The sequence below is a fragment of the Enterobacter sp. AC1 genome, from assembly GCF_050434705.1.
Taxonomy (GTDB): Bacteria; Pseudomonadota; Gammaproteobacteria; order Enterobacterales; family Enterobacteriaceae; genus Enterobacter; species Enterobacter cloacae_L.
This window is the reverse complement of the sequence record NZ_JBNDIZ010000002.1, coordinates 504,692-527,391: the sequence shown is the minus strand read 5'-3', so window position 1 is coordinate 527,391 and position 22,700 is coordinate 504,692. Positions and strand designations below refer to the sequence as shown.

Annotated in this window: 22 protein-coding genes; 16 read left to right on the top strand and 6 right to left on the bottom strand. The window is 54.4% G+C overall.

Annotated elements, in window-relative coordinates:
- Positions 1-39: 39 nt before the first annotated feature.
- Positions 40-1,149 (bottom strand): anion transporter, encoded by a 1,110-nt coding sequence (locus M2433_RS07415; RefSeq protein ID WP_429053310.1) that lies wholly within the window; start codon positions 1,147-1,149, stop codon positions 40-42.
- A complete protein-coding gene (gene mntR, locus M2433_RS07410) occupies positions 1,146-1,619 on the bottom strand; it encodes a manganese-binding transcriptional regulator MntR (protein WP_023335001.1) in 474 nt (157 codons plus the stop codon). Before mntR ends, M2433_RS07415 begins: the two co-directional genes overlap by 4 nt.
- Positions 1,620-1,802: 183 nt before the next feature.
- On the opposite strand from mntR, the gene mntS reads away from it, so the two are divergent.
- Together mntS and M2433_RS07400 are read left to right on the top strand one after the other, a co-directional pair.
- On the top strand, positions 1,803-1,931 hold the full coding sequence (gene mntS / locus M2433_RS07405) for a manganase accumulation protein MntS (protein WP_014831181.1): 129 nt from the start codon (positions 1,803-1,805) through the stop codon (positions 1,929-1,931).
- Between the two features lie 282 nt (positions 1,932-2,213).
- On the top strand, positions 2,214-3,797 hold the full coding sequence (locus M2433_RS07400; RefSeq protein WP_429053311.1) for a phosphoethanolamine transferase: 1,584 nt from the start codon (positions 2,214-2,216) through the stop codon (positions 3,795-3,797).
- Positions 3,798-3,945: 148 nt separating this feature from the next.
- Here M2433_RS07400 and ompX read toward each other — a convergent pair whose 3' ends face one another.
- Complete coding sequence (gene ompX / locus M2433_RS07395; RefSeq protein ID WP_008501173.1) at positions 3,946-4,464, bottom strand: outer membrane protein OmpX; 519 nt, start codon at positions 4,462-4,464, stop codon at positions 3,946-3,948.
- A gap of 354 nt (positions 4,465-4,818) precedes the next feature.
- Between ompX and rhtA the strand changes: the two genes are divergently transcribed.
- From rhtA to ybiO, 6 genes are all read left to right on the top strand, one after another.
- Entirely contained in the window at positions 4,819-5,706 is an 888-nt protein-coding gene (gene rhtA / locus M2433_RS07390) for a threonine/homoserine exporter RhtA (RefSeq protein WP_429053312.1), read from the top strand.
- Between the two features lie 299 nt (positions 5,707-6,005).
- Positions 6,006-6,509 (top strand): DNA starvation/stationary phase protection protein Dps, encoded by a 504-nt coding sequence (gene dps / locus M2433_RS07385; RefSeq protein WP_010428924.1) that lies wholly within the window; start codon positions 6,006-6,008, stop codon positions 6,507-6,509.
- A gap of 362 nt (positions 6,510-6,871) precedes the next feature.
- Positions 6,872-7,615 carry a glutamine ABC transporter substrate-binding protein GlnH gene (gene glnH, locus M2433_RS07380; RefSeq protein ID WP_429053314.1) on the top strand — a complete coding sequence of 248 codons (744 nt, stop codon included), beginning with the start codon at positions 6,872-6,874 and terminating at the stop codon, positions 7,613-7,615.
- An 84-nt stretch (positions 7,616-7,699) separates the two neighbouring features.
- On the top strand, positions 7,700-8,359 hold the full coding sequence (gene glnP, locus M2433_RS07375; protein WP_010428919.1) for a glutamine ABC transporter permease GlnP: 660 nt from the start codon (positions 7,700-7,702) through the stop codon (positions 8,357-8,359).
- Positions 8,356-9,078, top strand: coding sequence for a glutamine ABC transporter ATP-binding protein GlnQ (gene glnQ, locus M2433_RS07370; protein WP_429053315.1), 723 nt, complete (start codon positions 8,356-8,358; stop codon positions 9,076-9,078). Before glnP ends, glnQ begins: the two co-directional genes overlap by 4 nt.
- Positions 9,079-9,203: 125 nt before the next feature.
- Positions 9,204-11,414 (top strand): mechanosensitive channel protein, encoded by a 2,211-nt coding sequence (gene ybiO / locus M2433_RS07365; RefSeq protein ID WP_429053316.1) that lies wholly within the window; start codon positions 9,204-9,206, stop codon positions 11,412-11,414.
- 45 nt (positions 11,415-11,459) lie between these two features.
- Here ybiO and rlmF read toward each other — a convergent pair whose 3' ends face one another.
- Positions 11,460-12,371: a 23S rRNA (adenine(1618)-N(6))-methyltransferase RlmF gene (gene rlmF, locus M2433_RS07360; protein ID WP_429053317.1), complete on the bottom strand. Its 912-nt coding sequence runs from the start codon at positions 12,369-12,371 to the stop codon at positions 11,460-11,462.
- Positions 12,372-12,614: 243 nt separating this feature from the next.
- Here rlmF and mcbA point away from each other — a divergent pair, with 243 nt between their 5' ends.
- From mcbA to ybiJ, 3 genes are all read left to right on the top strand, one after another.
- Positions 12,615-12,881 (top strand): DUF1471 family periplasmic protein McbA, encoded by a 267-nt coding sequence (gene mcbA / locus M2433_RS07355; protein ID WP_429053319.1) that lies wholly within the window; start codon positions 12,615-12,617, stop codon positions 12,879-12,881.
- Between the two features lie 120 nt (positions 12,882-13,001).
- Positions 13,002-13,268, top strand: a complete 267-nt coding sequence (locus tag M2433_RS07350) for a DksA/TraR family C4-type zinc finger protein (protein ID WP_429053320.1) — start codon at positions 13,002-13,004, stop codon at positions 13,266-13,268.
- A gap of 285 nt (positions 13,269-13,553) precedes the next feature.
- Entirely contained in the window at positions 13,554-13,814 is a 261-nt protein-coding gene (ybiJ, locus tag M2433_RS07345) for a DUF1471 family protein YbiJ (protein WP_047347013.1), read from the top strand.
- Positions 13,815-13,931: 117 nt separating this feature from the next.
- Here ybiJ and ybiB read toward each other — a convergent pair whose 3' ends face one another.
- On the bottom strand, positions 13,932-14,894 hold the full coding sequence (gene ybiB, locus M2433_RS07340; protein ID WP_429053321.1) for a DNA-binding protein YbiB: 963 nt from the start codon (positions 14,892-14,894) through the stop codon (positions 13,932-13,934).
- Positions 14,895-15,114: 220 nt separating this feature from the next.
- Here ybiB and M2433_RS07335 point away from each other — a divergent pair, with 220 nt between their 5' ends.
- The 5 genes from M2433_RS07335 to M2433_RS07315 all read left to right on the top strand — a co-directional run bounded on the left by M2433_RS07335 (position 15,115) and on the right by M2433_RS07315 (position 20,469).
- The gene (locus tag M2433_RS07335) at positions 15,115-15,648 is read left to right on the top strand and encodes a fimbrial protein (RefSeq protein WP_429053322.1); all 534 of its coding nucleotides are present in this window, start codon (positions 15,115-15,117) and stop codon (positions 15,646-15,648) included.
- Positions 15,649-15,709: 61 nt separating this feature from the next.
- Entirely contained in the window at positions 15,710-16,384 is a 675-nt protein-coding gene (locus M2433_RS07330; RefSeq protein WP_429053323.1) for a fimbrial biogenesis chaperone, read from the top strand.
- A 26-nt stretch (positions 16,385-16,410) separates the two neighbouring features.
- On the top strand, positions 16,411-18,954 hold the full coding sequence (locus M2433_RS07325) for a fimbria/pilus outer membrane usher protein (RefSeq protein ID WP_429053324.1): 2,544 nt from the start codon (positions 16,411-16,413) through the stop codon (positions 18,952-18,954).
- A 17-nt stretch (positions 18,955-18,971) separates the two neighbouring features.
- Positions 18,972-19,958, top strand: a complete 987-nt coding sequence (locus M2433_RS07320; protein WP_429053325.1) for a fimbrial protein — start codon at positions 18,972-18,974, stop codon at positions 19,956-19,958.
- Between the two features lie 10 nt (positions 19,959-19,968).
- Entirely contained in the window at positions 19,969-20,469 is a 501-nt protein-coding gene (locus tag M2433_RS07315; protein ID WP_429053327.1) for a fimbrial protein, read from the top strand.
- Here M2433_RS07315 and dinG read toward each other — a convergent pair.
- On the bottom strand, positions 20,456-22,633 hold the full coding sequence (dinG, locus tag M2433_RS07310; protein ID WP_429053329.1) for an ATP-dependent DNA helicase DinG: 2,178 nt from the start codon (positions 22,631-22,633) through the stop codon (positions 20,456-20,458). The genes M2433_RS07315 and dinG overlap by 14 nt on opposite strands.
- Between the last annotated feature and the right edge of the window lie 67 nt (positions 22,634-22,700).

Below are 22,700 nucleotides of genomic sequence, written 5' to 3'. Positions count from 1 at the left end.
TTGCTATACGTTTGCCAGGAAAAACTGACAAATTGCGCACTATATGAGAAGGAATAGTCCGAAACCGATCGCCGCGGCCCATACCAGCATCGGGATAGACCAGAGATGGAAGCGCCACCAGATACGACGGTCGTTAGCCATGCGCAGGGCTATCAGGTTTGCCAGCGAACCGGGCAGCAGGCCAAACCCACCGATGTTAACGGCCCAGGCCAGCAGCGTATCCGGCGGAACATAGTTGAGCAGCAGAATGGTGGAAGGCACGTTGCTGATAACCTGCGACAGGCCAATCGCCGTCAGCCACAGTCCCGGCTGAGACAGCGTACTGACGCTGTGCAGCACGTTTTGCAGCACCGGAAGCTGGATAAGAAGATGCACATCAATAAACATCGCCATAAAGACCAGCAGAAGCGTCCAGTCCACGCTCACCAGCACGCGGCGCGCCAGCACGACAAACCCCGCCGCAACGAGCAGGACGCCCGCCAGCTCATACTTCAGCTCCAGCGCGAACAGAAAGACGATGTATAAGCCAAGGCAGCTCCAGACCAGACGAGGCTGCCACTGCGGACCGGTTGTTCCGCTGTGGTACTGCAGTTTTTTATCCGGAAACGCAAACCAGCAGACCGCCAGCAGCGACAGCATCATCACCAGCGCCAGAGGGGCCATCTGCCAGGTGAACGCGGCGAACGACAGTCCGGAACGTCCCCAGAGAAGGATATTTTGCGGGTTGCCAATAGGCGTCAGGAGTGAGCCGGCATTGACGGCCAGCGCTTCAAAGATGATCAAGCGGCTGACCGGGATCTCGCACAGTTTACGCAGCGTTAGCGTGAGGGGCACGATGATAAACAACGCCACATCGTTGGTCAGAAACGTCGACAGCACCGCGGCGGAAAAAACCATAAACAGCGACAGCCTGCGCTCGGTGGCAAAGCGGCGCACCATTTTACGTCCCAGCACGTCAAAATAGCCGCTCAGCTCGACCCCTTTGGTGAGCATCATTAAGCCGCTCAGGGTAATGATGGTGCGCCAGTCAATGGCGGCAGGCCAGGCGCGCGGTGCAAACGGCACAAAGAGGCTTAATGCTGCGCCAATGAGTAATAAGAGATGGAAGAAACGATCGCGAGCCAGAGCCTGCAGTCCAGGGATTTTCATTCAGCGGAGGGACCATATTTAAGCGTAAATTCACGAAACTTCACCAGCGTCTCTTCACTGACGTGGTGCTCCATTCCTTCCGCATCCCGGCGGGCGATCTCCGGGCTGACGCCCAGCACCAGTAAAAAATTCTCGACAAGCTGATGGCGCTCGCGGCTCTCCTGCGCGAGCTTCTCCCCTTCTGGCGTCAGAAAGACACCGCGCCAGGGGATCATTTCAATTAAGCCCACGGAGGCCAGACGTTTTAACATTTTAGCGACAGTCGGTTGCGAAACCCCCAGCCTGGCGGCCATATCGACCTGACGCGCTTCCCCGACCTCACGGATCAGATCGGAAATGAGCTCAACATAATCATCAATCAGTTCACGCCGGTGCGCTTCACGGACCTGGCGAAAACCTTCGACATGTTCTTCAACATTCACCAGTTGCGTCGTTTTCCTCATTGTTGGCTTACCTGCGCGACGGTTCATTGTACTTCCTCAGTGGGGTGACGCTTCCAGCGCCCGGTATCGAGAGCGCACATTGTAAACCATAGCTCTGCAAGCACAAAAAATTAACGAAATAGCCATAGCTATACAACATAGCCTGTGCTATATCTGTATGTAATGCAGTCACCCTTCACGGATCGAAGGGATCAAAAATCAGGAGGTCTTATGAACGAATTCAAGAGGTGTATGACCGTGTTTACCCACTCTCCCTTTAAAGTGCGCTTGATGCTGTTGAACATGCTGTGCGATATGTTTAACAACAAACCGCATCAGGACGACAAACCTTCCCATTAAGCGGCGTTGCGGTACGCCGCGTCATTTTCCCGTCACAATCTCGCTGTAAACTGGCTCCTGGCCGCCTTATTCCCGATCTTTTTTACGGATTTGCAGTCCCCTTCGCAAAACATCTGCTTAGCAACTGTTGATATTATTTACCGCTCGCACTATCTTCTTGCAGCCCTGCACAATTTGCGGCTCGCTGAAGCGGACCCTATTCCCTCTCCACGCACTGTCAGGCAGGTTATGACCCTTGACGCCAGGGTGAGCACATGGCGTTTTCATCCATGATAGTGACCTATGAATTTAACCCTGATAGATACCGTTGTGACCCGCAGCCGGGCCTTAAGCCCGTGGACGGGTTTTTACTTTTTGCAGTCATTGCTGATTAACTTTTCGCTGGGTTACCCCTTTAGTCTGCTCTACGCGGTGGCTTTCACCTGCGTGCTGCATGTGCTGTGGCGAGCCGCACCGCGCGTGCAAAAAGCAGTAATCGGGATCTGTTCGCTGGTTGCTGCACTCTATTTCCCGTTTGGTCAGGCGTACGGCTCGCCAAACTTTAATACCCTGCTGGCGCTGCACTCGACCAATGTGGAAGAGTCGACGGAGATCCTGACTATTTTCCCGTGGTACAGCTACGTGGTCGGGCTCTTTATCTTCGCGTTGGGCGTTATCGCCATCCGCCGCCAGTCGGGCGAGAAAAAAACCTGGGGCAAGACCGAAATACTCTGTCTGGTGTTCAGCATTGCCGTGGCGTTTGTCGCCCCCATCCAGAATATTCCCTGGGACGGTAAGCTAAGGCTCATCAATATCGGCTATCCGGTTTTCCGCTTCGTGAAAGACGTCGTTGTAAATAATAAAGAGGTGCTCGACGAGCAGGCGCGCATGGCTGAGCTTTCCAATATGAAAGACACCTGGAACGTGCTGGCCGTGAAGCCGAAATATCACACCTATGTGGTGGTGATTGGCGAGAGTGCACGTCGCGATGCGATGGGAGCGTTTGGCGGACACTGGGATAACACCCCGTTTGCGAATACGGTTAAAGGCACCCTGTTTACCGATTATGTCGCGGCCAGCGGCTCGACGCAGAAGTCGCTCGGCCTGACGCTTAACCGCGTGGTGGATGGCAAGCCGCAGTATCAGGATAATTTTGTGACCCTGGCAAACCGCGCGGGTTATCAGACATGGTGGTTCTCCAATCAGGGGCAGATTGGCGAATACGATACGGCCATCGCGAGCATTGCTAAGCGTGCTGACGAAGTGCAGTTCCTGAAGAGCGGCGACTTTGAAGCGGACAAAAACACCAAAGACGAAGCGCTGTTGAAAATGACGGCGCAGGTGTTCGCCACCCCGCGCACTCAGCCTCAGCTGATCGTCCTGCACCTGATGGGGTCACACCCGCAGGCCTGCGACCGAACTGGCGGGAAGTATGCGGAGTTCGTGCAGTCCAAAGAGACCTCGTGCTATCTCTACACCATGACGCAAACCGACGACCTGCTGAGCAAACTGTACGAGCAGTTACGCAACACGGGTGACAGCTTCTCCATGGTCTATTTCTCGGATCACGGGCTGGCGTTCAAGGAGCGCGGTAAAGAGGTGCAGTATCTGGCCCACGATGACAAGTTCCAGCAGAACTTCCAGGTACCGTTTATGGTGCTGTCGAGTGATGATAAAACGCATCGCGTTATTAAAGCGCGTCGTTCAGCTAATGATTTCCTGCAGTTCTTCTCGCAGTGGACGGGGATTACTGCCGGGCAGATAAAAAATGCTTACCCGTTTGTCTCAAATAAGAAAGCCCCCCCAGTGTACGTTACCAACTTCAAGTTACAGAAAGTTGACTACAACCATCTGGGTACGGATATGTTTGATATTAAGAGTAAGTAAACTCTGCCGACTCATGCGGCCTGATGCCCTCTCCCGCGGGGAGAGGGAACAAACACTAAAAACGGCAACCTGGGTTGCCGTTTTGCTTTTATATTCCATAAAAAAATCCGCCACATTGGGCGGATTTATTATAGGCTCACCGAAGTGATTAGAAGCGGTAACCTACGCCCGCGATCCAGGTGCCAACGTCAACGTTGCGGATACGGCTCTGCTCATAAGAGAAGTCCAGAGCAACGTCCTGGATTGGGTTGAACTGCAGGCCTGCGCCATAGGAGAAGCCATAGTCGCTGTTGCTTGCAGTGCGGTTCAGACCTTCGTTTTCGGTCTGCTGGAATTTACCGTAGCCAACACCTACAACACCGTAGATGCTTGCCCAGTCATTCAGACGGTAAGCTGGACCAGCAGTGATACCGTAGTACTGGCCTTTGTTGTATGCGCCGTTTTCAGAACGATCTTTCTCGGTGTAGGTGAAAGAACCGATCACGCCCAGTGGGTTGTTATCCTGCTCGTAGCGATACTTCAGGTTGAAGCCGTTAGCTTTGTTCATCACGCCCTGATAGTCGCTCTGAGCGTAACCACCAGTAACAGTAGAAGTAGCAGCTACAGCGGTACCTGCGGAAACAGCCAGTACAGCGGCCAGTGCTGAAAGACATGCAATTTTTTTCATAACCACCTCAAATGTGCTTCAAGTAAGTCCGTAAGCTTTAAATATATCAAAAAAATTTGCGAAACTCTTTGTGATTCGTGATGTCTAATGAAACCTTTCCTGTAACAGAACGTTTCCAGCCTCAGCTATCTCTTTCAAATCACATGCAATTTTCACTACTAAATGCGCATAGTGCGCGCACGCGCCGTTACATTCATCCAGATTATTCCTAATCTATCAGGCGATAAATCCACCAGCGCTTAACCATTTTACGGATTTCACGAGGTTTTTTTTCAACAGCGCCTCAACCGTTGCCGCTTATTTCCTTTACACTGCAACCTTTACTTCATTTGACATAAGCTGACAGGAGAAAGGATGCCTGGGTTATCCCGCACGTCGTCGGTCTGGTTGCCGGTAGCCGTCATACTCATTGCCATGTTGTCCATTCAAAGCGGTGCTTCGCTGGCAAAATCGCTTTTCCCACTGGTTGGCGCGCCTGGGGTTACCGCCCTGCGTATCGTGCTGGGTACGGTAATACTGGTGCTCATTTTCAAACCCTGGCGTCTGCGCTTTAAAAAGGAGCAGCGTCTGCCTCTGCTGTTTTATGGGCTCTCCCTCGGGGCGATGAACTATCTGTTCTACCTCTCCATTCAGACAATACCGCTGGGGATTGCCGTCGCGCTGGAGTTTACCGGCCCGCTGGCCGTGGCGCTTTTCTCCTCACGACGTCCGGTTGATTTTATCTGGGTCATATTAGCCGTGCTGGGCTTATGGTTCTTGCTCCCGCTGGGCCAGAACGTCTCTGAGATCGATCTCACGGGCGCAGCGCTGGCGCTGGGTGCAGGTGCCTGCTGGGCTATCTATATATTAACAGGCCAGCGCGCAGGGGAAGAGCATGGACCGGCAACGGTCGCGTTAGGTTCACTCATCGCCGCTATCGTCTTTGTGCCCATCGGCATGGCGCAGGCGACGGCATCTATCTGGCAATGGTCCGTTATGCCCGTCGGGCTGGCGGTCGCGATTCTCTCCACCGCGCTCCCCTACTCTCTGGAAATGATTGCCCTTACGCGCCTGCCGACACGCATTTTTGGCACGCTGATGAGCATGGAGCCTGCACTTGCGGCGATTTCCGGGATGGTATTCCTCGGCGAAACCCTGACATTGACCCAGACGCTGGCGCTCTGCTCAATTATCGCCGCATCAATGGGCTCGACGCTCACCATGCGTCCTGAACCAAAAGTTGAGAAGGTGGATATCAACTAAGGCCATATATTCTGCATGGCTTGCGTGCCATGCAGAATAAAGGCCAGAATGTGGGGCATAATAATTTCTTACACACATTGTCATATTCGCGAAATATCCTTCCACGCTTACGCTCACCACAGACAATTAAGATTGATCTGTATCAATTTATAAAAAATCTATTAGTATCAATGCATTAAATTCTCAACCCTCATTTCGCTATTAAACCGATAGGCACAGCCAGACCGCAGAGAAAAAATCTGGTGCTATACTTAGTTTCGAAATTACCTGGGACATAAACATCAAGAGGATATGAGATTATGAGTACCGCTAAACTGGTGAAAACGAAAGCGTCTAATCTGCTTTATACCCGTAACGATGTATCGGATAGCGACAAAAAAGCGACCATTGAGTTGCTGAATCGCCAGGTGATCCAGTTCATCGATCTTTCGCTGATCACTAAACAGGCCCACTGGAATATGCGCGGTGCAAACTTTATTGCCGTTCATGAAATGCTTGATGGCTTCCGCACAGCACTGGTTACCCACCTTGATACGATGGCTGAACGCGCTGTTCAGCTAGGCGGCGTCGCGCTGGGTACCACGCAGGTGATCAACAGCAAAACGCCCCTGAAGAGTTATCCGCTGGATATCCATACCGTTCAGGATCACCTGAAAGAGCTTGCGGACCGCTACGCGATTGTGGCCAATGACGTGCGCAAAGCGATCGGCGAAGCCAAAGATGAAGATACTGCAGATATTTTCACCGCCGCCTCCCGCGACCTGGATCAGTTCCTGTGGTTTATCGAATCAAACATCGAATAATTCATAAGAATTATCTCTTAAACCCTCGCCCTTCGGTGAGGGTTTTGCACATCTATGGTGCACAGTTTTTGCCTGCATGCCTGCAAAAGTGAACGAAATGTAATAATCACCTCACACAACCGTTAATGAAAGATTGTTTTTTCGTCAGAATTTCCGCTAAATGTCTCTCCGTCAGTTGCCCCAAACGAAGCGCACCAAAACAGTGCTCCACTTTGGTGCAATTAAACCTCATTGCCTCCTTTATTGTGCAATGCATGACATCATCCCCTTTGCAAAACAATAACTTGTAAAGTTGGCACGATTTTTTCATTGTGCCACCTGTTCTCGCAGGGGATCGCCCCGTGGATATAAAAGGAAATGCTATGAAGTCTGTATTAAAAGTTTCACTGGCTGCACTTACCCTGGCTTTTGCGGTGTCTTCTCAGGCTGCCGACAAACTGGTTGTGGCGACCGACACGGCGTTCGTTCCGTTTGAATTCAAACAGGGTGATAAATACGTTGGTTTTGATGTGGATCTGTGGGCCGCTGTCGCCAAAGAACTCAAACTGGATTACACCCTGAAGCCAATGGACTTCAGCGGCATCATCCCGGCACTGCAAACCAAAAACGTCGATCTGGCGCTGGCGGGTATCACCATCACCGATGAACGTAAAAAAGCGATCGACTTCTCTGACGGCTACTACAAAAGCGGCCTGCTGGTGATGGTCAAAGCCGATAATAACGACGTAAAAAGCGTGAAAGATCTCGACGGCAAAGTGGTTGCGGTGAAGAGCGGCACCGGTTCCGTTGATTACGCAAAAGCGAATATCAAAACCAAAGACCTGCGCCAGTTCCCGAACATCGACAACGCGTATATGGAACTCGGCACCAATCGTGCTGACGCTGTTCTGCACGACACGCCTAACATCCTGTACTTCATCAAAACGGCGGGCAACGGCAAGTTCAAGGCCGTGGGTGAGTCTCTGGAAGCGCAGCAGTACGGTATCGCCTTCCCGAAAGGCAGCGAGGAGCTGCGCACGAAAGTTAACGGCGCGCTGAAAACGCTGAAAGAGAACGGCACCTATAACGAAATCTACAAAAAATGGTTCGGCACCGAGCCTAAATAATAAGACGTAAAAATGACGTTCACTCGGGGGCGACCTTTCGCCCCTGCTATTTTTGTAACACGGTAACAGTAACAGGAAATTATCATGCAGTTTGACTGGAGCGCCATCTGGCCTGCCATTCCACTCTTGCTTGAAGGCGCTAAAATGACCCTGTGGATTTCGGTCCTGGGTCTGGTTGGCGGGTTGATTATCGGTCTTGTCGCCGGTTTCGCCCGCACCTACGGCGGCTGGATTGCAAACCACATCGCACTGGTTTTCATCGAAGTGATCCGCGGCACCCCTATTGTCGTGCAGGTCATGTTCATCTACTTCGCCCTGCCAATGGCCTTCAATGACCTGCGCATCGACCCGTTCAGCGCAGCGGTCGTCACCATTATGATCAACTCAGGGGCCTACATTGCGGAAATCACCCGCGGTGCGGTGCTGTCGATTCATAAAGGTTTCAGTGAAGCCGGTCTGGCATTAGGTCTTTCTCGTCGCGAAACGATCCGCCACGTTATTCTGCCGCTGGCGCTGCGCCGCATGCTGCCGCCGCTCGGTAACCAGTGGATCATCAGCATTAAAGATACGTCGCTGTTCATCGTTATCGGCGTGGCTGAGCTGACCCGTCAGGGGCAGGAGATCATTGCCGGCAACTTCCGCGCGCTGGAAATCTGGAGTGCGGTAGCCGTTGTCTACCTGATCATTACTCTGGTTCTGAGCTTCGTTCTGCGTCGTCTTGAAAGAAGGATGAAAATCCTGTGATTGAATTTAAAAACGTTTCCAAGCACTTTGGCCCAACCCAGGTGCTGCACAATATTGATTTGAACATTAAGCAGGGTGAAGTGGTGGTCATTATCGGGCCGTCCGGCTCCGGTAAATCCACGCTGCTGCGCTGCATCAACAAGCTGGAAGAGATCACCAGCGGCGATCTGATCGTCGACGGCCTGAAGGTCAATGACCCAAAAGTGGATGAGCGTCTGATTCGTCAGGAAGCGGGCATGGTGTTCCAGCAGTTCTACCTGTTCCCGCACCTCACGGCGCTGGAAAACGTGATGTTTGGCCCGCTGCGCGTGCGCGGGGCGAGCAAAGCGGCGGCGGAAGCGCAGGCAAAAGATCTGCTGGCCAAGGTCGGCCTGGCCGAACGTGCGCACCACTACCCTTCCGAGCTGTCCGGCGGCCAGCAGCAGCGCGTGGCGATTGCCCGCGCGCTGGCGGTGAAACCGAAGATGATGCTGTTTGATGAGCCGACTTCCGCGCTCGACCCGGAGCTGCGCCACGAGGTGCTGAAAGTCATGCAGGATCTGGCCGAAGAAGGGATGACGATGGTTATCGTGACCCACGAAATCGGCTTTGCTGAGAAAGTAGCGTCCCGCCTGATCTTTATTGATAAAGGCCGCATTGCTCAGGACGGTAACCCGCAAGAGCTTATTGCTAACCCGCCAGGGCAGCGTCTGCAGGAGTTCCTCCAGCACGTCTCCTGATCCCTCGCGTCATACCGAGCCGGGCCCTGCCCGGCTTTTTTACGCCAGATTGTTCCCAAAAATTCCCCTCCGCGCCTCGACTTCTATACTTATCATTTTGTTCGAGATTTTCACCGGAGGGCGCCGTGCCGTGGATCCTGTTGCTGTTGATAAGCCTGTTTAGTGCGCCATCGTTCGCCGTCGCGATCCCCGGCGTCACCACCGGAACCACCGCGACGACGAACAGCACGCCGCCACCGGAGCCCGATGCCGAACAAAAAAAAGCCGCCTATGGCGCCCTTGCCGATGTTCTTGAGAACGACACCTCCCGGCAGGAGCTCATAGATCAGCTGCGAAAAGTAGCCGCCACGCCGCCGCAGGAGCAGGTGCCTGACATTACTCCGCCACAGGAGGAGCAAAAAACGGTGCTGGAAAACGTCACCGACGTGAGCCGCCACTATGGTGAAGCGCTCTCGTCACGCTTTGCCCAGCTCTATCGCAACCTGATTGGCTCACCGCACAAGCCCTTTAACCCACACACGTTTACCGCCGCCGCCACGCAGTTCCTGATGCTGGCGGGCGCGGTATTTCTTTTTTACTGGCTGGTACGCCTGTGCGCGTGGCCGCTATACCGCAAAATGGGACAGTGGGGGCGCAGGAAAAATCAGGAGAAAAGCAGCTGGCTCCACCTGCCGTTGATGATCGCCTCAGCGTTTATCATCGATTTACTGCTGCTGGCGTTGACGCTGTTTTTAGGCCAGATGCTGGCCGACAGGCTGAATGCAGGCAATAAAACCATCGCCTTCCAGCAATCGCTTTTCCTGAATGCCTTTGCGCTGATTGAGTTCTTCAAGGCGCTGCTGCGGTTACTCTTTTGTCCGCACGTCCCGGCACTGCGTCCTTTCTCCATACGGGATGAAAGCGCGAAATACTGGGCACTGCGTCTGAGCGTGCTCAGCGGGCTGATTGGCTACGGCCTGCTGGTGGCCGTGCCGATCATCTCCAACCAGGTGAACGTCCAGTTTGGCGCCCTGGCAAACGTGATTATCATGCTCTGCATTACCGTCTGGTCGCTGTACCTTATCTTCCACAATAAAAAGACCATCACTGAGAGCCTGCTGCATCTGGCCGATCGTTCCCTCTCATTCTTTAGCCTCTTTATTCGCGCGTTCGCCCTGGTGTGGCACTGGCTGGCAAGCGCCTATTTCATCGTGCTGTGCTTCTTCTCGCTGTTCGATCCGGGAAACAGCCTGAAATTTATGATGGGGGCGACGTTCAAAAGCCTGGCCATTATCGGTATCGCGGCGTTTGTATCCGGCCTGCTGTCGCGCTGGATATCGAAGACCATTATCCTTTCACCGCAGGTTCAGCGCAATTACCCTGAGCTGCAAAAACGGGTGAACGGCTGGATGTCGGTATCGCTCAAGGTATCACGCATTCTGACCGTCTGCGTGGCGATTATGCTGCTTCTGAATGCGTGGAGCCTGTTTGATTTTTGGAACTGGCTGCATAACGGCGCAGGCGAAAAGACCGTTGATATTTTAATTCGTATCGCCCTGATCCTGTTCTTCTCCGCCGTCGGCTGGACGCTGCTGGCGAGCCTTATCGAGAACCGCCTGGTATCGGATATTCACGGCAGGCCGCTGCCCAGCGCCCGTGCCCGGACGTTGCTGACTTTGTTCCGCAACGCGCTGGCGGTGATTATCAGCACCATCACCATCATGATTGTGCTGTCGGAAATCGGCGTAAATATCGCCCCGCTGCTGGCGGGGGCCGGTGCGCTGGGGCTGGCGATCTCCTTCGGCTCGCAAACGCTGGTGAAGGATATTATTACCGGCATCTTTATCCAGTTTGAGAACGGGATGAACACGGGGGATCTGGTCACGATTGGGCCGTTAACCGGCACGGTAGAGCGGATGTCCATACGCTCCGTCGGCGTGCGTCAGGACACCGGCGCGTACCACATCATTCCCTGGTCTTCGATCACCACCTTCGCCAACTTCGTGCGCGGTATTGGTTCCGTGGTGGCGAACTACGATGTGGATCGTCATGAGGATGCAGACAAAGCGAAGCAGGCGCTGCGGGATGCGGTAGAGGAGCTGATGCAGATGGATGATATTCGCGGGCTGGTGATTGGAGAGCCGTCGTTTGCCGGCATTGTCGGGCTGACGAACACGGCATTTACCCTGCGCGTGTCGTTCACCACGCAGCCGCTAAAGCAGTGGACAGTGCGCTTTGCCCTCGACAGCATGGTGAAAAAACACTTCGATCTGGCGAACGTGCGAATGCCGGTGCAGACGTATCAGGTGTTGCCGCCGCCCGCCTCGCCGCTCCCGCCGCAGGAGCCGACGCTATAACCGAGCCGGGTGGCGGCTTCGCCTTACCCGGCCTACAACGGGGTGCTATTTGCGACGTTTGCTATCGTCCATAAACGACCAGGCGATAAAGCGGCTCTGTTTCTGGCCCTGCGCCATCTCTTTTTTCACCACTTTTACGGCGCCCGCTTCGGTCAGCGCGCGATAGAGTGGCGGCAGGTTATCCCCACGGGAGACCAGCGTCGTGAACCACTTCACCTGGCGACCAAACTGCTTGCTTTCCGCAATCATGCGCAGGATAAACGCCACTTCGCCACCTTCACACCATAGCTCCTGCTGCTGTCCGCCGAAGTTCAGCGCGGCGTCTTCAGCCTGACCCAGGTTGCGGCGCTTGCGCTCGCTGCCCGCCCGGGCAGATGCTGCCGAATCATGGAACGGCGGATTGCACATCGTCGCGTCATAGCTTTCGTTTTTGTGAATAATGCCGTTGAAAATCGCGGCCGCATCTTTCTGACGGCGCAGGCGAATGGCGCGGCTTAAACCCGGGTTTGCGCTGATAATCGCCTGGGCGCTGGCAAAGGCCTCGTCACCGATTTCGCTCCCGGTAAAGCGCCAGTGATATTCATGCGCGCCGATCAGCGGGTAAATCAGGTTCGCCCCGGTACCGATATCCAGCACGGAGGCCTGCTCGGGAACCGCTCCGTCACGATCGTCTGCAAGGAGATCGGCAAGATGATGGACATAATCAGCGCGGCCCGGCACGGGCGGGCAGAGAAAACCTTCCGGAATATCCCACTCAGCCACACCGTAAAAATGCGCCAGCAGGGCTTTGTTGAGCATTTTAACCGCCTGCGGGTCAGCAAAGTTGACTGACGGTTCACCCGCAGGGGTCTGGACAATGTAGTCCTGCAGCGGAGGGCAGCTCAGGCATAACGCATTCATGTCGTAGCGGCTGCGGTGGCGATTTCGCGGGTGCAATCCCGGCTTTTGGGAAGTCATGGCATTCTCCTTTAAACAGCGGCGTAAGATACCCTTTGCTGGCCCAACGGTAAATCTTTCTCTGTAACGCTTAAAAAACCGCCATAAATCAAACACCTTTATGTCTATGATCTGTCAGCAAATTGTCAATTAATATCGTTCAAAAAATAAGCAGATCATCATCAAATATTTGCGCTAAGTCACACTCGTCCGGCTTCTAAACTTAAAGGGAATCACCTGTTGTTTCCTCATGAGGATGTGATTATGAAAAAGTATCTGACCCTTGCTGTTCTCGCCGGTGCCCTGGCAGCCGCATCATTCTCCGCCATGGCCGTTCAGTCTCTTAACCAGAGTGCCGATACCAGCCAGCTGCGCCCCGCGGGTACCGTCTCGGTAAGCCGCGCAAGCAATCTTGACGATCTGCAGGATAAGCTGGCTGAAAAAGCCCGCCAGGAAGGCGCTAAAGGATTCGTGGTGAACTCCGCGGGTGGAGATAACCACATGTACGGCACGGCGACCATCTATAAATAACCCCCCTTCTTCTGCCAGACTGCATCTGCCCAACGGATGCAGTTCTCTCCTCTCGCCTTGACTGTTCATTTTTTGACCCCATAGTGAAGTGTATGGCTTATACAGAGGATGGAGCACATCATGGCTTCCGGTTGGGCAAATGACGACGCCGTAAACGAACAGATCAACAGTACAATTGAAGATGCGGTTGCACGCGCTCGCGGTGAAATTCCGCGCGGGGAAAGCTTATCTGAATGCGAGGAATGTGGGGAACCTATTCCTGAGGCGCGCCGAAAAGCCATCCCCGGCGTACGGCTTTGCATTACCTGTCAGCAGGATAAAGATTCAAAAAACCAATCACACTCAGGATATAATCGCAGAGGTTCGAAAGACAGCCAGTTACGTTGACTTTCCTTTACGTAAGCTAACCGCGTAACCGCTTTGCTTTACGCTCACGAATTTTAGCCAGACGCGTGGCAAAACGTGCCGTTCTTGTCGCTTCTGTAAAGCGCATCAACAAGAAGTGTAAAGCGGTGCGCTGAATTTATTAATATTCAATAAGTTATTTGTCATTCAATTTTTTTGAGCAACCACGTCAATTCTCTTCGATTTTATCTTCCGCGGAAAAACGTGATACTTATCACATCGACGGAACATCGTCCCCTTAACAGAATAACCTGCGAGAGATTAACTATGAAAACCATCAAATATGCTGTTGCTGCTGTTGCCCTGTCCGCTCTGTCTTTCGGCGCTTTCGCTGCGGAGCCTGTTTCATCTGCCCAGGCGCAGAACATGAATAAAATCGGTGTGGTAAGTGCAGAAGGCGCGACCACGCTGGACGGTCTGGAAGCCAAACTGGCTGAGAAAGCTGCTGCTGCCGGTGCAAGCGGATACAGCATCACCTCCGCGAACACCAATAACAAGCTGAGCGGTACTGCGGTTATCTACAAATAATCGACTGAATGAATGCTTTACCCTCGCCATACCCTCTGGTGAGCTGCTCCAACCCTCATTGACCCTGTTGTTGTTACCCTTGCTTGCCCGTCCGCCACTGGACGGGCTTTTTTTTACTTAAAAAGCGTCATTAACGCGCTTCAGCCCGGCTTCGACCGAGTCAGCTTCGCCTGTGGCGAGCAAACAACAGGCCATCTGGAGCTTGATCGAATGCGGAACAGGCACATTCCCGGCAAGGCACTGCTCAACCCAGTGTGCCGTGGTATGCGGATCTTTCGCCTCAGGCAATATCACACCGCTATTCTCTTCCCCACGCTCAAGAATGGCGCGCGTACCCGCAGAATCAATCAGCATCACCTGAGGGCAGCGCTGCGGGTTAGCATAAACCTCGCCTTCGGTGCCGTGCATCAACAATGCTCTGCCGCCAATGTCGTCAAAAAATTGCCCCACGCGCGCCACGTATTCCGGGTGCGAAACGCTGGAAAGGCGCAGGGCGTTATCCTCGCCAAACGGCGTTGCCAGCTTCGCCAGGGTATGCGCGCTGTTACGCACGCCCATGCGCCAGCGCATATCGAGCTGCTTTTCCAGCGGCGGGCAAAGCGTTCCCACCGGGATGTAAACCGGTTGATGACCGTCCAGCTTCGCCTGCGCCTGGCCGGCATGTCGCGTTGGCTCGATACCTAACATTCCAAAAATCGTTTCGGTCAGCACGCGCGTGGGATCTTCGCTTACGCCGTGCACCACCACCGGGAACCCCAGCTTATGTAATAAAATAGCCAGCAGCGGGGTCAAATTGGCCTGCTTACGCGCACCGTTATAGCTGGGGATAACGATCGGCATCGGTTTTGCCACCGGCGGCGTTAAGCGCAGCGTTTGCGCCTGCATGGCTTCATAGAAACCGCGCATCTCCGCTTCACCTTCACCTTTAATACGTAGCGCAATAAGGATACCCCCCATTTCCAGATCGGGCACATCACCGTTCAGCATGTGGGTGTACAGGGCACGGGCCGTTTCCTGATCCAGGTCACGGGCGTGGTTCTTTCCTCGCCCCACCTCTTTGATAATTTTACGATAATCCACGACATCTCTCCTTGCGGCTCTTTGCAGTTACTATAGCCCTGATAAATACCTGCCGGGTAATCATTTTCCTCTCCCTGAAGCCTGCGAAGACGCTTTGAGGATAAAAGTGGTCTGAAGATAAATTGAGCAAAAAATAATTCTCAGCGATAGTTCACACCGAATTAATCAGCCACGTGATGATTAATGTCAGAAGTGTCACACTTTCATTCAGAGGATTAAAATGAAAAAAATTATTATTGCGGGCATCGCTGCCGGGATGGCGTGTGCTTCGGTTTCTGCATTTGCATCCAGCGGTGAAGGCCAAATTAATTTCACAGGTGAAATTATTGACTCTGCATGCACGGTGGTAAATGGCTTAGCTAACCCACTTAATGTTTCATTAGGTAAGGTTGCTAAATCTGCATTTACCGGAAGTGGTTCGACGACGTCGACAACCCGCTTTAGTATTCAGCTAAAAGATTGTCCTGATACGGTCACCAGCGCCTCGGTGACCTTTGGGGGAACACCGGATAGCAGCAATAACGATGTCCTTGCTGTGACATCCGGTACGGGTACGGCGACGGGCGTGGGTGTTCAGTTGCTGGATAAATCGGAAAACCCGCTGAGTTTATATACGGCTTCCGCCGCGTACACTCTCACCTCAGGGACAACAACGAACGACCTGGAATTTGGTGCACGCTATATTCAGACCGGTGGCACTATTACTGCCGGGCTGGCGAATGCCGCATCAACTTTCACCATCGTTTACAACTAATAAAACAGATATTAGCTACCCCGGTGGCTAATATCTGTTACTTCTTGATTACGGTATCACAATGCGAAAATATCTTCTGCTCTCCTCATTTTTATTAATCACCTCTGCCGCTCACGCCGGAATTACCATCGGCGGCACGCGCGTGGTGTACCCGGAAAATAAAAAAGAGTCGTCTATTGGGATCGCCAACCCGGACAACCTCGACTACCTGGTGCAGTCGTGGGTAGAAACAGAAGACAACGCGCGCGAGAAAGCGCCGTTCCTGATTACGCCACCTCTGTTCCGCCTTGATGCGAAGCAGGACAACGTTCTGCGCATCATCAGAACCGGGGGGAATTTACCTGCCGATCGTGAATCGCTGTTCTGGTTGAATATTAAATCTATTCCCTCTTCCGCGCGCAATGAAAACACGAACACGCTGCAGATAGCGATTAAAACCCGAATTAAGCTCATTTATCGCCCGGCGAGGATTACCGGTAAGCCAGAAGATGTCACTGCGCAATTATCCTGGCACACGCAGGGTAACCAGCTCATTGTCGAAAACCCTACGCCGTTTTATATTAATTTCCAGGAGATAAAGCTGGACGGTAAAAAAGTCGGCAAAGTCACCTATGCCAAACCCAAAGCCGAAACGCACTTTTCCGTACCGGGAAATATTACCGCACGCTCTGTGAGCTGGAAAATCATTAATGACTACGGCGGCATCAGCCAGTCATATACCGCGCAAATTAAATAATCATCCAGGGATTACTGGAAATCATTATGAGCTGGGAATACACCACCAAACCGCCTAAACAACACGGACGCTCAATGCTTATTGCACTGGGCTGTACCCTGCTGGGCGTTTGCGTGCAAAAAGTTCTGGCCGAAGATTATTTCAACCCGGCGCTGTTGGATATCGACAACCCCAGTCAGGGAAAGACGGATCTCAGTATTTATGAGATCGGCCCCGGCCAGGCGCCGGGTAAATATCACGTCGACGTCTTCGTGAACAATAATAAAGTGGCAAGCAAAGAGATTGAGTTCACGCTGAAAAAAGATGCCAGCGGAAAGTCAACTCTGCAGCCGTGCCTGAGCGCGGCCCAGCTAAAAAGCTTCGGTATTAAAACCGACAAATTCGTGCAGGATGACAAGGCCCAGTGTATTGACCTGAGCGTTATCCCTTCCGCCAGCGCCACGTTTCACGTTAATCCACAGCAGCTGCTGTTAAGCATTCCTCAGACCGCCATCACCCAGGTGCCGCGCGATTACGTCGACCCGCAGGAGTACGACGAAGGGATAAATGCCCTGCTGCTGAATTACAGCTTTACCGCCGGGGACAACCACGGCAAAGGCGAAAATGGTACCGACCAGCGCAGTGAGTTTCTTAACCTGCGTCCGGGGCTTAACCTCGGGGCGTGGCGCTTGCGTAACTACTCCACCTGGAGCAAAACCCGCGGTGACGGTGACGCAGAAAGTGAGTTTTCGTCGGTCTATACCTATGCCGAGCGCGATATTATCGCCCTCGGCAGCAGCGTCAAATTCGGGCAAAGCTCTTCACCTTCGGACGTGTTTGACAGCATCTCTTACACCGGAGCGCAAATCGCTTCGGATGACGACATGCTTCCTGACAGCATGAAGGGTTTTGCACCGGTGATCCGCGGAACGGCGCACAGCAACGCCCAGGTCATCGTCCGCCAGAACGGTTACGTCATCTATCAGAACTATGTCGCCCCCGGCGCGTTTGAGATTAACGATCTCTACCCCACCGGCGGCAGCGGCGATTTGAACGTTACCGTTAAAGAGACGGACGGCAGCGAACAACATTTCGTGGTGCCCTACGCGTCGGTGCCGGTATTGCAGCGTGAAGGCCGCTTTAAATACAGCCTCACCGCAGGTCGCTATCGCAGCTACGACAGCGACGTCGAAAAAACGCCCTTCATGCAGGGCACGGCAATCTACGGATTGCCTTACGGCTTTACGGCCTACGGCGGCGTGCAGGCCAGCCAGTACTACGATGCGCTGGCGCTGGGATTCGGTAAGAACATCGGCGATTTCGGCGCGTTTTCGGTGGATGTCACCGACGCGAAATCGGAGATGCAGGACCAGGATCCGACTCATGGCCGCTCCTGGCGCATCCGCTACAGCAAAGATTTTGCCATCACCGGCACCCATTTTTCCATGGCTGGCTATCGCTATAACAGCAAGGGATTTTACACCCTGCAGGACACCCTGGATTCCCATACCCGCAACGACGACTGGCAAATGCCGGACACCCGACGCAGCCGCGAAGAGGCCACCGTCGATCAGTCTCTGGGCGGTTCATTCGGTTCGCTGACCTTAAGCCTGGTCAAAGAGAACTACTGGAACTCAAGCCAGGGAATGACCTCAATGAACCTGGGTTACAACAACTCGTGGCACGGCATCAGCTACGGCCTGAGCTACGGACTGGATAAAAACACCCGTGACGGCAGCGACGACGACAACGAAAAAACCAGCGAGCAGACCATCGCCTTCAACGTCTCCGTTCCTCTTGACCGCTGGCTCAGCAACACCTGGGTGAACTACAACCTGAACAGCACGAAACACGATACCACCCAAAGCGTGGGCCTGAACGGCACCGCGTTGGCTGGCAACAACCTCAGCTGGGGCGTTCAGCAGGGCCACAGCCAGAGCAGCGGCGACAGCACCAGCCTGAATGCCGATTACAAAGGCACCTACGGTGAAGTGGGCGCGGGCTATTCACAGGATAACCAGCAGCAGCAGCTTAACGTCGGCCTTCAGGGGAGCATGATCGCCCATGCGCACGGCGTCACGCTGGGTCAGCCGATGGGCGAGACGGCCGCGCTGGTCGAAGCGCCGGGTGCGGACGACACCAACATCAGCAATCAAACCGGCGTGAATACCGACTTCCGCGGCTATGCCATTGTGCCTTACGTGTCGCCGTATCGTCATAACACCCTTGCGCTCAACACGGAAACGCTGCCGGAAAATGCGGACGTTGACCAGGCAGCCAAAACCGTGACGCCTACGCGCGGCGCCATCGTGCGCGCCCATTACGAAACGCACGTTGGCAGCCGGGTACTAATGACCCTGAAACGCGCCGATGGACGTGCGATCCCGTTCGGTGCGACGGCATCTCAGGCCCATCAGGACGGCGAGTTTATCGTGGGTGACGGTGGGCAGGTTTATCTGACCGGCATGCATGAAAAAGGGACGGTTGACGTTAGCTGGGGGAAAACCGCCGACAGCCACTGCACCGCAGCCTATCACCTGCCGGCAAAAGACGATGGTGCAGTGCTTAGCATCACGGCGCAGTGCGTATGACCCTTTCCGAGGAAAAAATGAACATGTTTAAATATGCCGTTGCGCTGGTTGTCTTCGTCGCAAGCGCGTGTCTGATACCGCACGCGCATGCGACGACAACCTGCGATAGTACCGATCTGCCTTATACCTTTAATCCTGGCACGTTGTCTGTTCCCACGACTCTGGGTATTGGCGGCGTGATCCCAGGCTCTACGAAGGCCCATACCGTCAACGGTAGCTGTACGGGCACCCTCCCTAATCACACCATCGTATCGTGCTATTACGGTTCTGGAACGGAAGTCGAAGGAATGCCTGGCGTTTACTCAACGGATGTTGAAGGCGTAGGCATCGAACTCGTAAACAGCAGCGGACAGATCGTACGCGGTGAGGGTACAGACTGTAATTCAACGGCGACCCCCATCGGCACGGTCAATAGCGACCAGACCTTTTCATTCAATTACACGGAAAGGCTAATCAAAACGGCGCAGCATATTGGCACCGGTACCCTGACCACGTTTCAGGGGCGATACGGGTTTGGGGTCTATACCTCTGCCGGAATTGGTTCCACGACGAATAATAAAAGCTATTACTCCGCAACTATCGCGGAAAGAACGGCCACCTGTTCCATCGACCCGCTCAATCTGACGGTCACACTCGGCGATTTCCCGGTCTCGCAATTTACCCATGTAGGTAGCTACACGGCCTGGAAGTATTTCAACATCACCGCCACCTGTACGGAAGCGGTAAACCTCACGGCCTCGGTGACCAGCGCCAATGGTCTTAACAGCCAGTTTGATGACGTTCTGAACCTGACGCCGGGGAGCGACAGCGCCACGGGCGTGGGGATAAGGATGTTGCTCGATGGCGTTGATCTTAAATACAACTACCCGATCCCGGTTGGCGGAAGCACTGAACCCAATGTGCCGGATGTTATCCCCTTCGCCGTGCAGTATTACCAGACGGATGCCACCGTCACGGCCGGAAAAGCCAACACGATTGCCACCATCGATATGGAATACCAGTAACGGAGCGATGATGAACAGGTTACTCTTTTTACTCGCTCTGATGAGCCTCTCTGCCGGCGCAACCGACCTTACGATCAATATCGAAGGGAATATTTACGACACCACCTGCCAGGTAGACAGCGCCAGTCAGAACATGGTGGTGGAGCTTGGGCAGGCCGTCGCCAGTGATTTCAAGGATATCGGTGATACGGGGGAATGGAAAAACTTTGACCTGACCCTGTCAAAGTGCCCGCCGAGTCTGATGCTGGCCACGATTACCGTGAATGGTCAACCCGATGCGCAGCATCCTAATAAATTCGCCAACACGGGTACGGCTACCGGGGTTGCTCTTGAATTAGCTGACCGAACGGATTTTATTACGCTAGCCCCTCAATCGAGTTTCAATGCCGTGATCGACAGCACAACGCATACTGCCGATTTCCCGTTGGCTGCACGCTATTACGCTACCGCCATGCCCGTGACTGCCGGCACGTTCGAGAGCGTTGTTCAGGCCACCTTTACTTACCAGTAGGACCGCGCCCCTTAGCACGGATGCTTTTTTTACGCCCGGCGGTCGGCTTTGCCGGGCATTTTTTCACTTCGGGCACGTCGGGCTGTTCAATCGGGAACACCGGCAGTGCGTTCAGCAACCGCTGACCGTAGTTCTTCGTCAGCAGACGCTTGTCGTAAATCACAATCTCGCCCCAGCAGCCGTGGCTGCGAATCAGACGCCCGACCTGCTGAATCAGGTTAAACGACGCCGCCGGCAGGCTTTGCACCTCAAACGGATAGCGGTTGAGGCTTTTCAGCCACTCCCCCTCGGTGATCACTACCGGGCTGTCGATAGGTGGGAAGGCGATTTTATGAATATGCACCTGCGTCAGATAATCACCTTTCAGATCCAGACCTTCGGCGAACGACTGTAACCCCACCAGCACGCTGCGCTCGCCGTTATCGATCCGCTTGCGGTGCGTTTCCACCAGCCGGTAGCGCGGCTGATCGCCCTGTACCAGCAGAAGCAGACGCAGATCGGTGACGTGCTCCAGGAAGCGCTGCATGGCGCGTCCGCTGGCAAACAGCACCAGCATGCCGGGGTATTTTTTGCTCTCGACCTGTTCGCGGAAGTAGGCTGCCATCTCCGCAATGTGCTGCTCTTCGTTTTCCATTAGCGGCTCATACTTCATCCGCGGGATCACCAGCTTGCCCTGCTCGCAGTGGTTAAACGGCGAGTCCAGCGCCACAAAGCGGTCGCCCGCTTTCTCTCTCAAGCCGCTCATCTCCTGCAGCCGCGAGAAGCTGTTAAGGGAACGCAGGGTCGCAGAGGTGACCACCACGTGCGGCACGCTGCGCCAGATCAGCTTTTCCAGCTGATCGGCCACGCGGATGCCCACGCAGTGGAAAAAGAGGTGCACCTGCCCGTCGCGCACGTCGCGGGTGGCCCATTTAGTGACCGGCGCGCCGGAGGCCTGTGCCATCGAGGCCAGCCGCCAGAGCTTGCTCTGCGCTTCAAACATCCCCAGCGCGCGGTTCATCTGCAGCAGAATGCGGTGCAGCCGCACCACGTCGTGGGTGCCGGTTTTCTCGCTGAGATCGTTTAAGAACATCTCTGCCAGCCCGCGGAGCTTTTCCAGATGCTTCGCCAGCTGCTGGCAGATCTCCATGACCTCTTCCGGCAGTTCTCCCATCGCGAAGCGGTGTTCCGCCTCCTGGCCTGCCGGAAGATAAAGATTCAGGATGTTGTTCAGCGACGCGATAAGGCTGTAGACCTCTTCGCAGTGGTCGCTCAATCGCTCGGGCACCGCCAGCGGCGGCGTGGTTTTTGGACGGAACTGCTCCATGCAGGTCGCCACCAGCTTGCAGAAGAGATCGAGCTGCAGGCGGAACCAGGGGGCGGTAATTTCGGCGCTCATCTCCAGCGCGTCGCGCGCCACGTCCGGCAAATGGTGGCCTTCATCGAGCACCAGCAGCAGGTTTTTGGGCTCCGGCAATACGGCTTCGCTCTCCAGGGCGGCCATCACCAGCGCATGGTTGGCGACCACCACTTCCGCTTCCTGAATCTCGCGCCGGGCGACAAAAAACGGGCACTCCCGGTAGTAGTGGCAGTTGCGGTTCAGACAGCTCGCCTTATCGGTGCTAAGCCTGCGCCACAAATCATCGCTAATGGCCTGACGGGTGTGATCGCGCAGGCCGTCCCACTTATAGCCGTCGAGCTCGGCTTTGAGCTTTGCACACTGCTCCTGCTCGGCCTTGTTGTTCGGCGTCAGTTCGTCGTCAAGAAACGCCAGCAAATCTTGCTGATTAGGCTCACTGCTGGCGAGCGCCGCCAGGTTACGCGGGCACACGTAGCGCCCACGCCCAAACGCGGCGGTGAAACGCAGGTCGGGGATAATTTTACGCAGCAGCGGCAGGTCCTTACTGAAGATCTGATCCTGTAGCGCCACGTTGGCGGTGCTGACCACCAGCGTTTTTTGCTCTTCCCGCGCGATGGCAATGCCCGGGATAAGATACGAGAGGGTTTTCCCGACGCCCGTCGGGGCTTCAATCGCCAGATGTCGTCCGTCGTCCCCGGCGAGCGTTTTTGCCACGTCAGCAATCATCTGCCGCTGTGGCGCTCGGGGGATAAAATCGGGGATCTGCTGCTGTAGCGCCTTGTACCATGCGCCAATTTGCGCTTTGAGCGCCGCGGTTAACGCCATCTTAAACCTGGAATACTGTATAAACAGCCACTATTGTGGCACTTTCTGTTGGCTGCCGCAAAAAGAA

Coding starts and splice junctions, on each gene's coding strand:
- M2433_RS07415 (WP_429053310.1), bottom strand. CDS start 1,149: ATGAAAATCCCTGGACTGCAGGCTCTGGCTCGCGATCGTTTCTTCCAT.
- mntR (WP_023335001.1), bottom strand. CDS start 1,619: ATGAACCGTCGCGCAGGTAAGCCAACAATGAGGAAAACGACGCAACTG.
- mntS (WP_014831181.1), top strand. CDS start 1,803: ATGAACGAATTCAAGAGGTGTATGACCGTGTTTACCCACTCTCCCTTT.
- M2433_RS07400 (WP_429053311.1), top strand. CDS start 2,214: ATGAATTTAACCCTGATAGATACCGTTGTGACCCGCAGCCGGGCCTTA.
- ompX (WP_008501173.1), bottom strand. CDS start 4,464: ATGAAAAAAATTGCATGTCTTTCAGCACTGGCCGCTGTACTGGCTGTT.
- rhtA (WP_429053312.1), top strand. CDS start 4,819: ATGCCTGGGTTATCCCGCACGTCGTCGGTCTGGTTGCCGGTAGCCGTC.
- dps (WP_010428924.1), top strand. CDS start 6,006: ATGAGTACCGCTAAACTGGTGAAAACGAAAGCGTCTAATCTGCTTTAT.
- glnH (WP_429053314.1), top strand. CDS start 6,872: ATGAAGTCTGTATTAAAAGTTTCACTGGCTGCACTTACCCTGGCTTTT.
- glnP (WP_010428919.1), top strand. CDS start 7,700: ATGCAGTTTGACTGGAGCGCCATCTGGCCTGCCATTCCACTCTTGCTT.
- rlmF (WP_429053317.1), bottom strand. CDS start 12,371: ATGACTTCCCAAAAGCCGGGATTGCACCCGCGAAATCGCCACCGCAGC.
- mcbA (WP_429053319.1), top strand. CDS start 12,615: ATGAAAAAGTATCTGACCCTTGCTGTTCTCGCCGGTGCCCTGGCAGCC.
- M2433_RS07350 (WP_429053320.1), top strand. CDS start 13,002: ATGGCTTCCGGTTGGGCAAATGACGACGCCGTAAACGAACAGATCAAC.
- ybiJ (WP_047347013.1), top strand. CDS start 13,554: ATGAAAACCATCAAATATGCTGTTGCTGCTGTTGCCCTGTCCGCTCTG.
- M2433_RS07335 (WP_429053322.1), top strand. CDS start 15,115: ATGAAAAAAATTATTATTGCGGGCATCGCTGCCGGGATGGCGTGTGCT.
- M2433_RS07330 (WP_429053323.1), top strand. CDS start 15,710: ATGCGAAAATATCTTCTGCTCTCCTCATTTTTATTAATCACCTCTGCC.
- M2433_RS07325 (WP_429053324.1), top strand. CDS start 16,411: ATGAGCTGGGAATACACCACCAAACCGCCTAAACAACACGGACGCTCA.
- M2433_RS07320 (WP_429053325.1), top strand. CDS start 18,972: ATGAACATGTTTAAATATGCCGTTGCGCTGGTTGTCTTCGTCGCAAGC.
- M2433_RS07315 (WP_429053327.1), top strand. CDS start 19,969: ATGAACAGGTTACTCTTTTTACTCGCTCTGATGAGCCTCTCTGCCGGC.
- dinG (WP_429053329.1), bottom strand. CDS start 22,633: ATGGCGTTAACCGCGGCGCTCAAAGCGCAAATTGGCGCATGGTACAAG.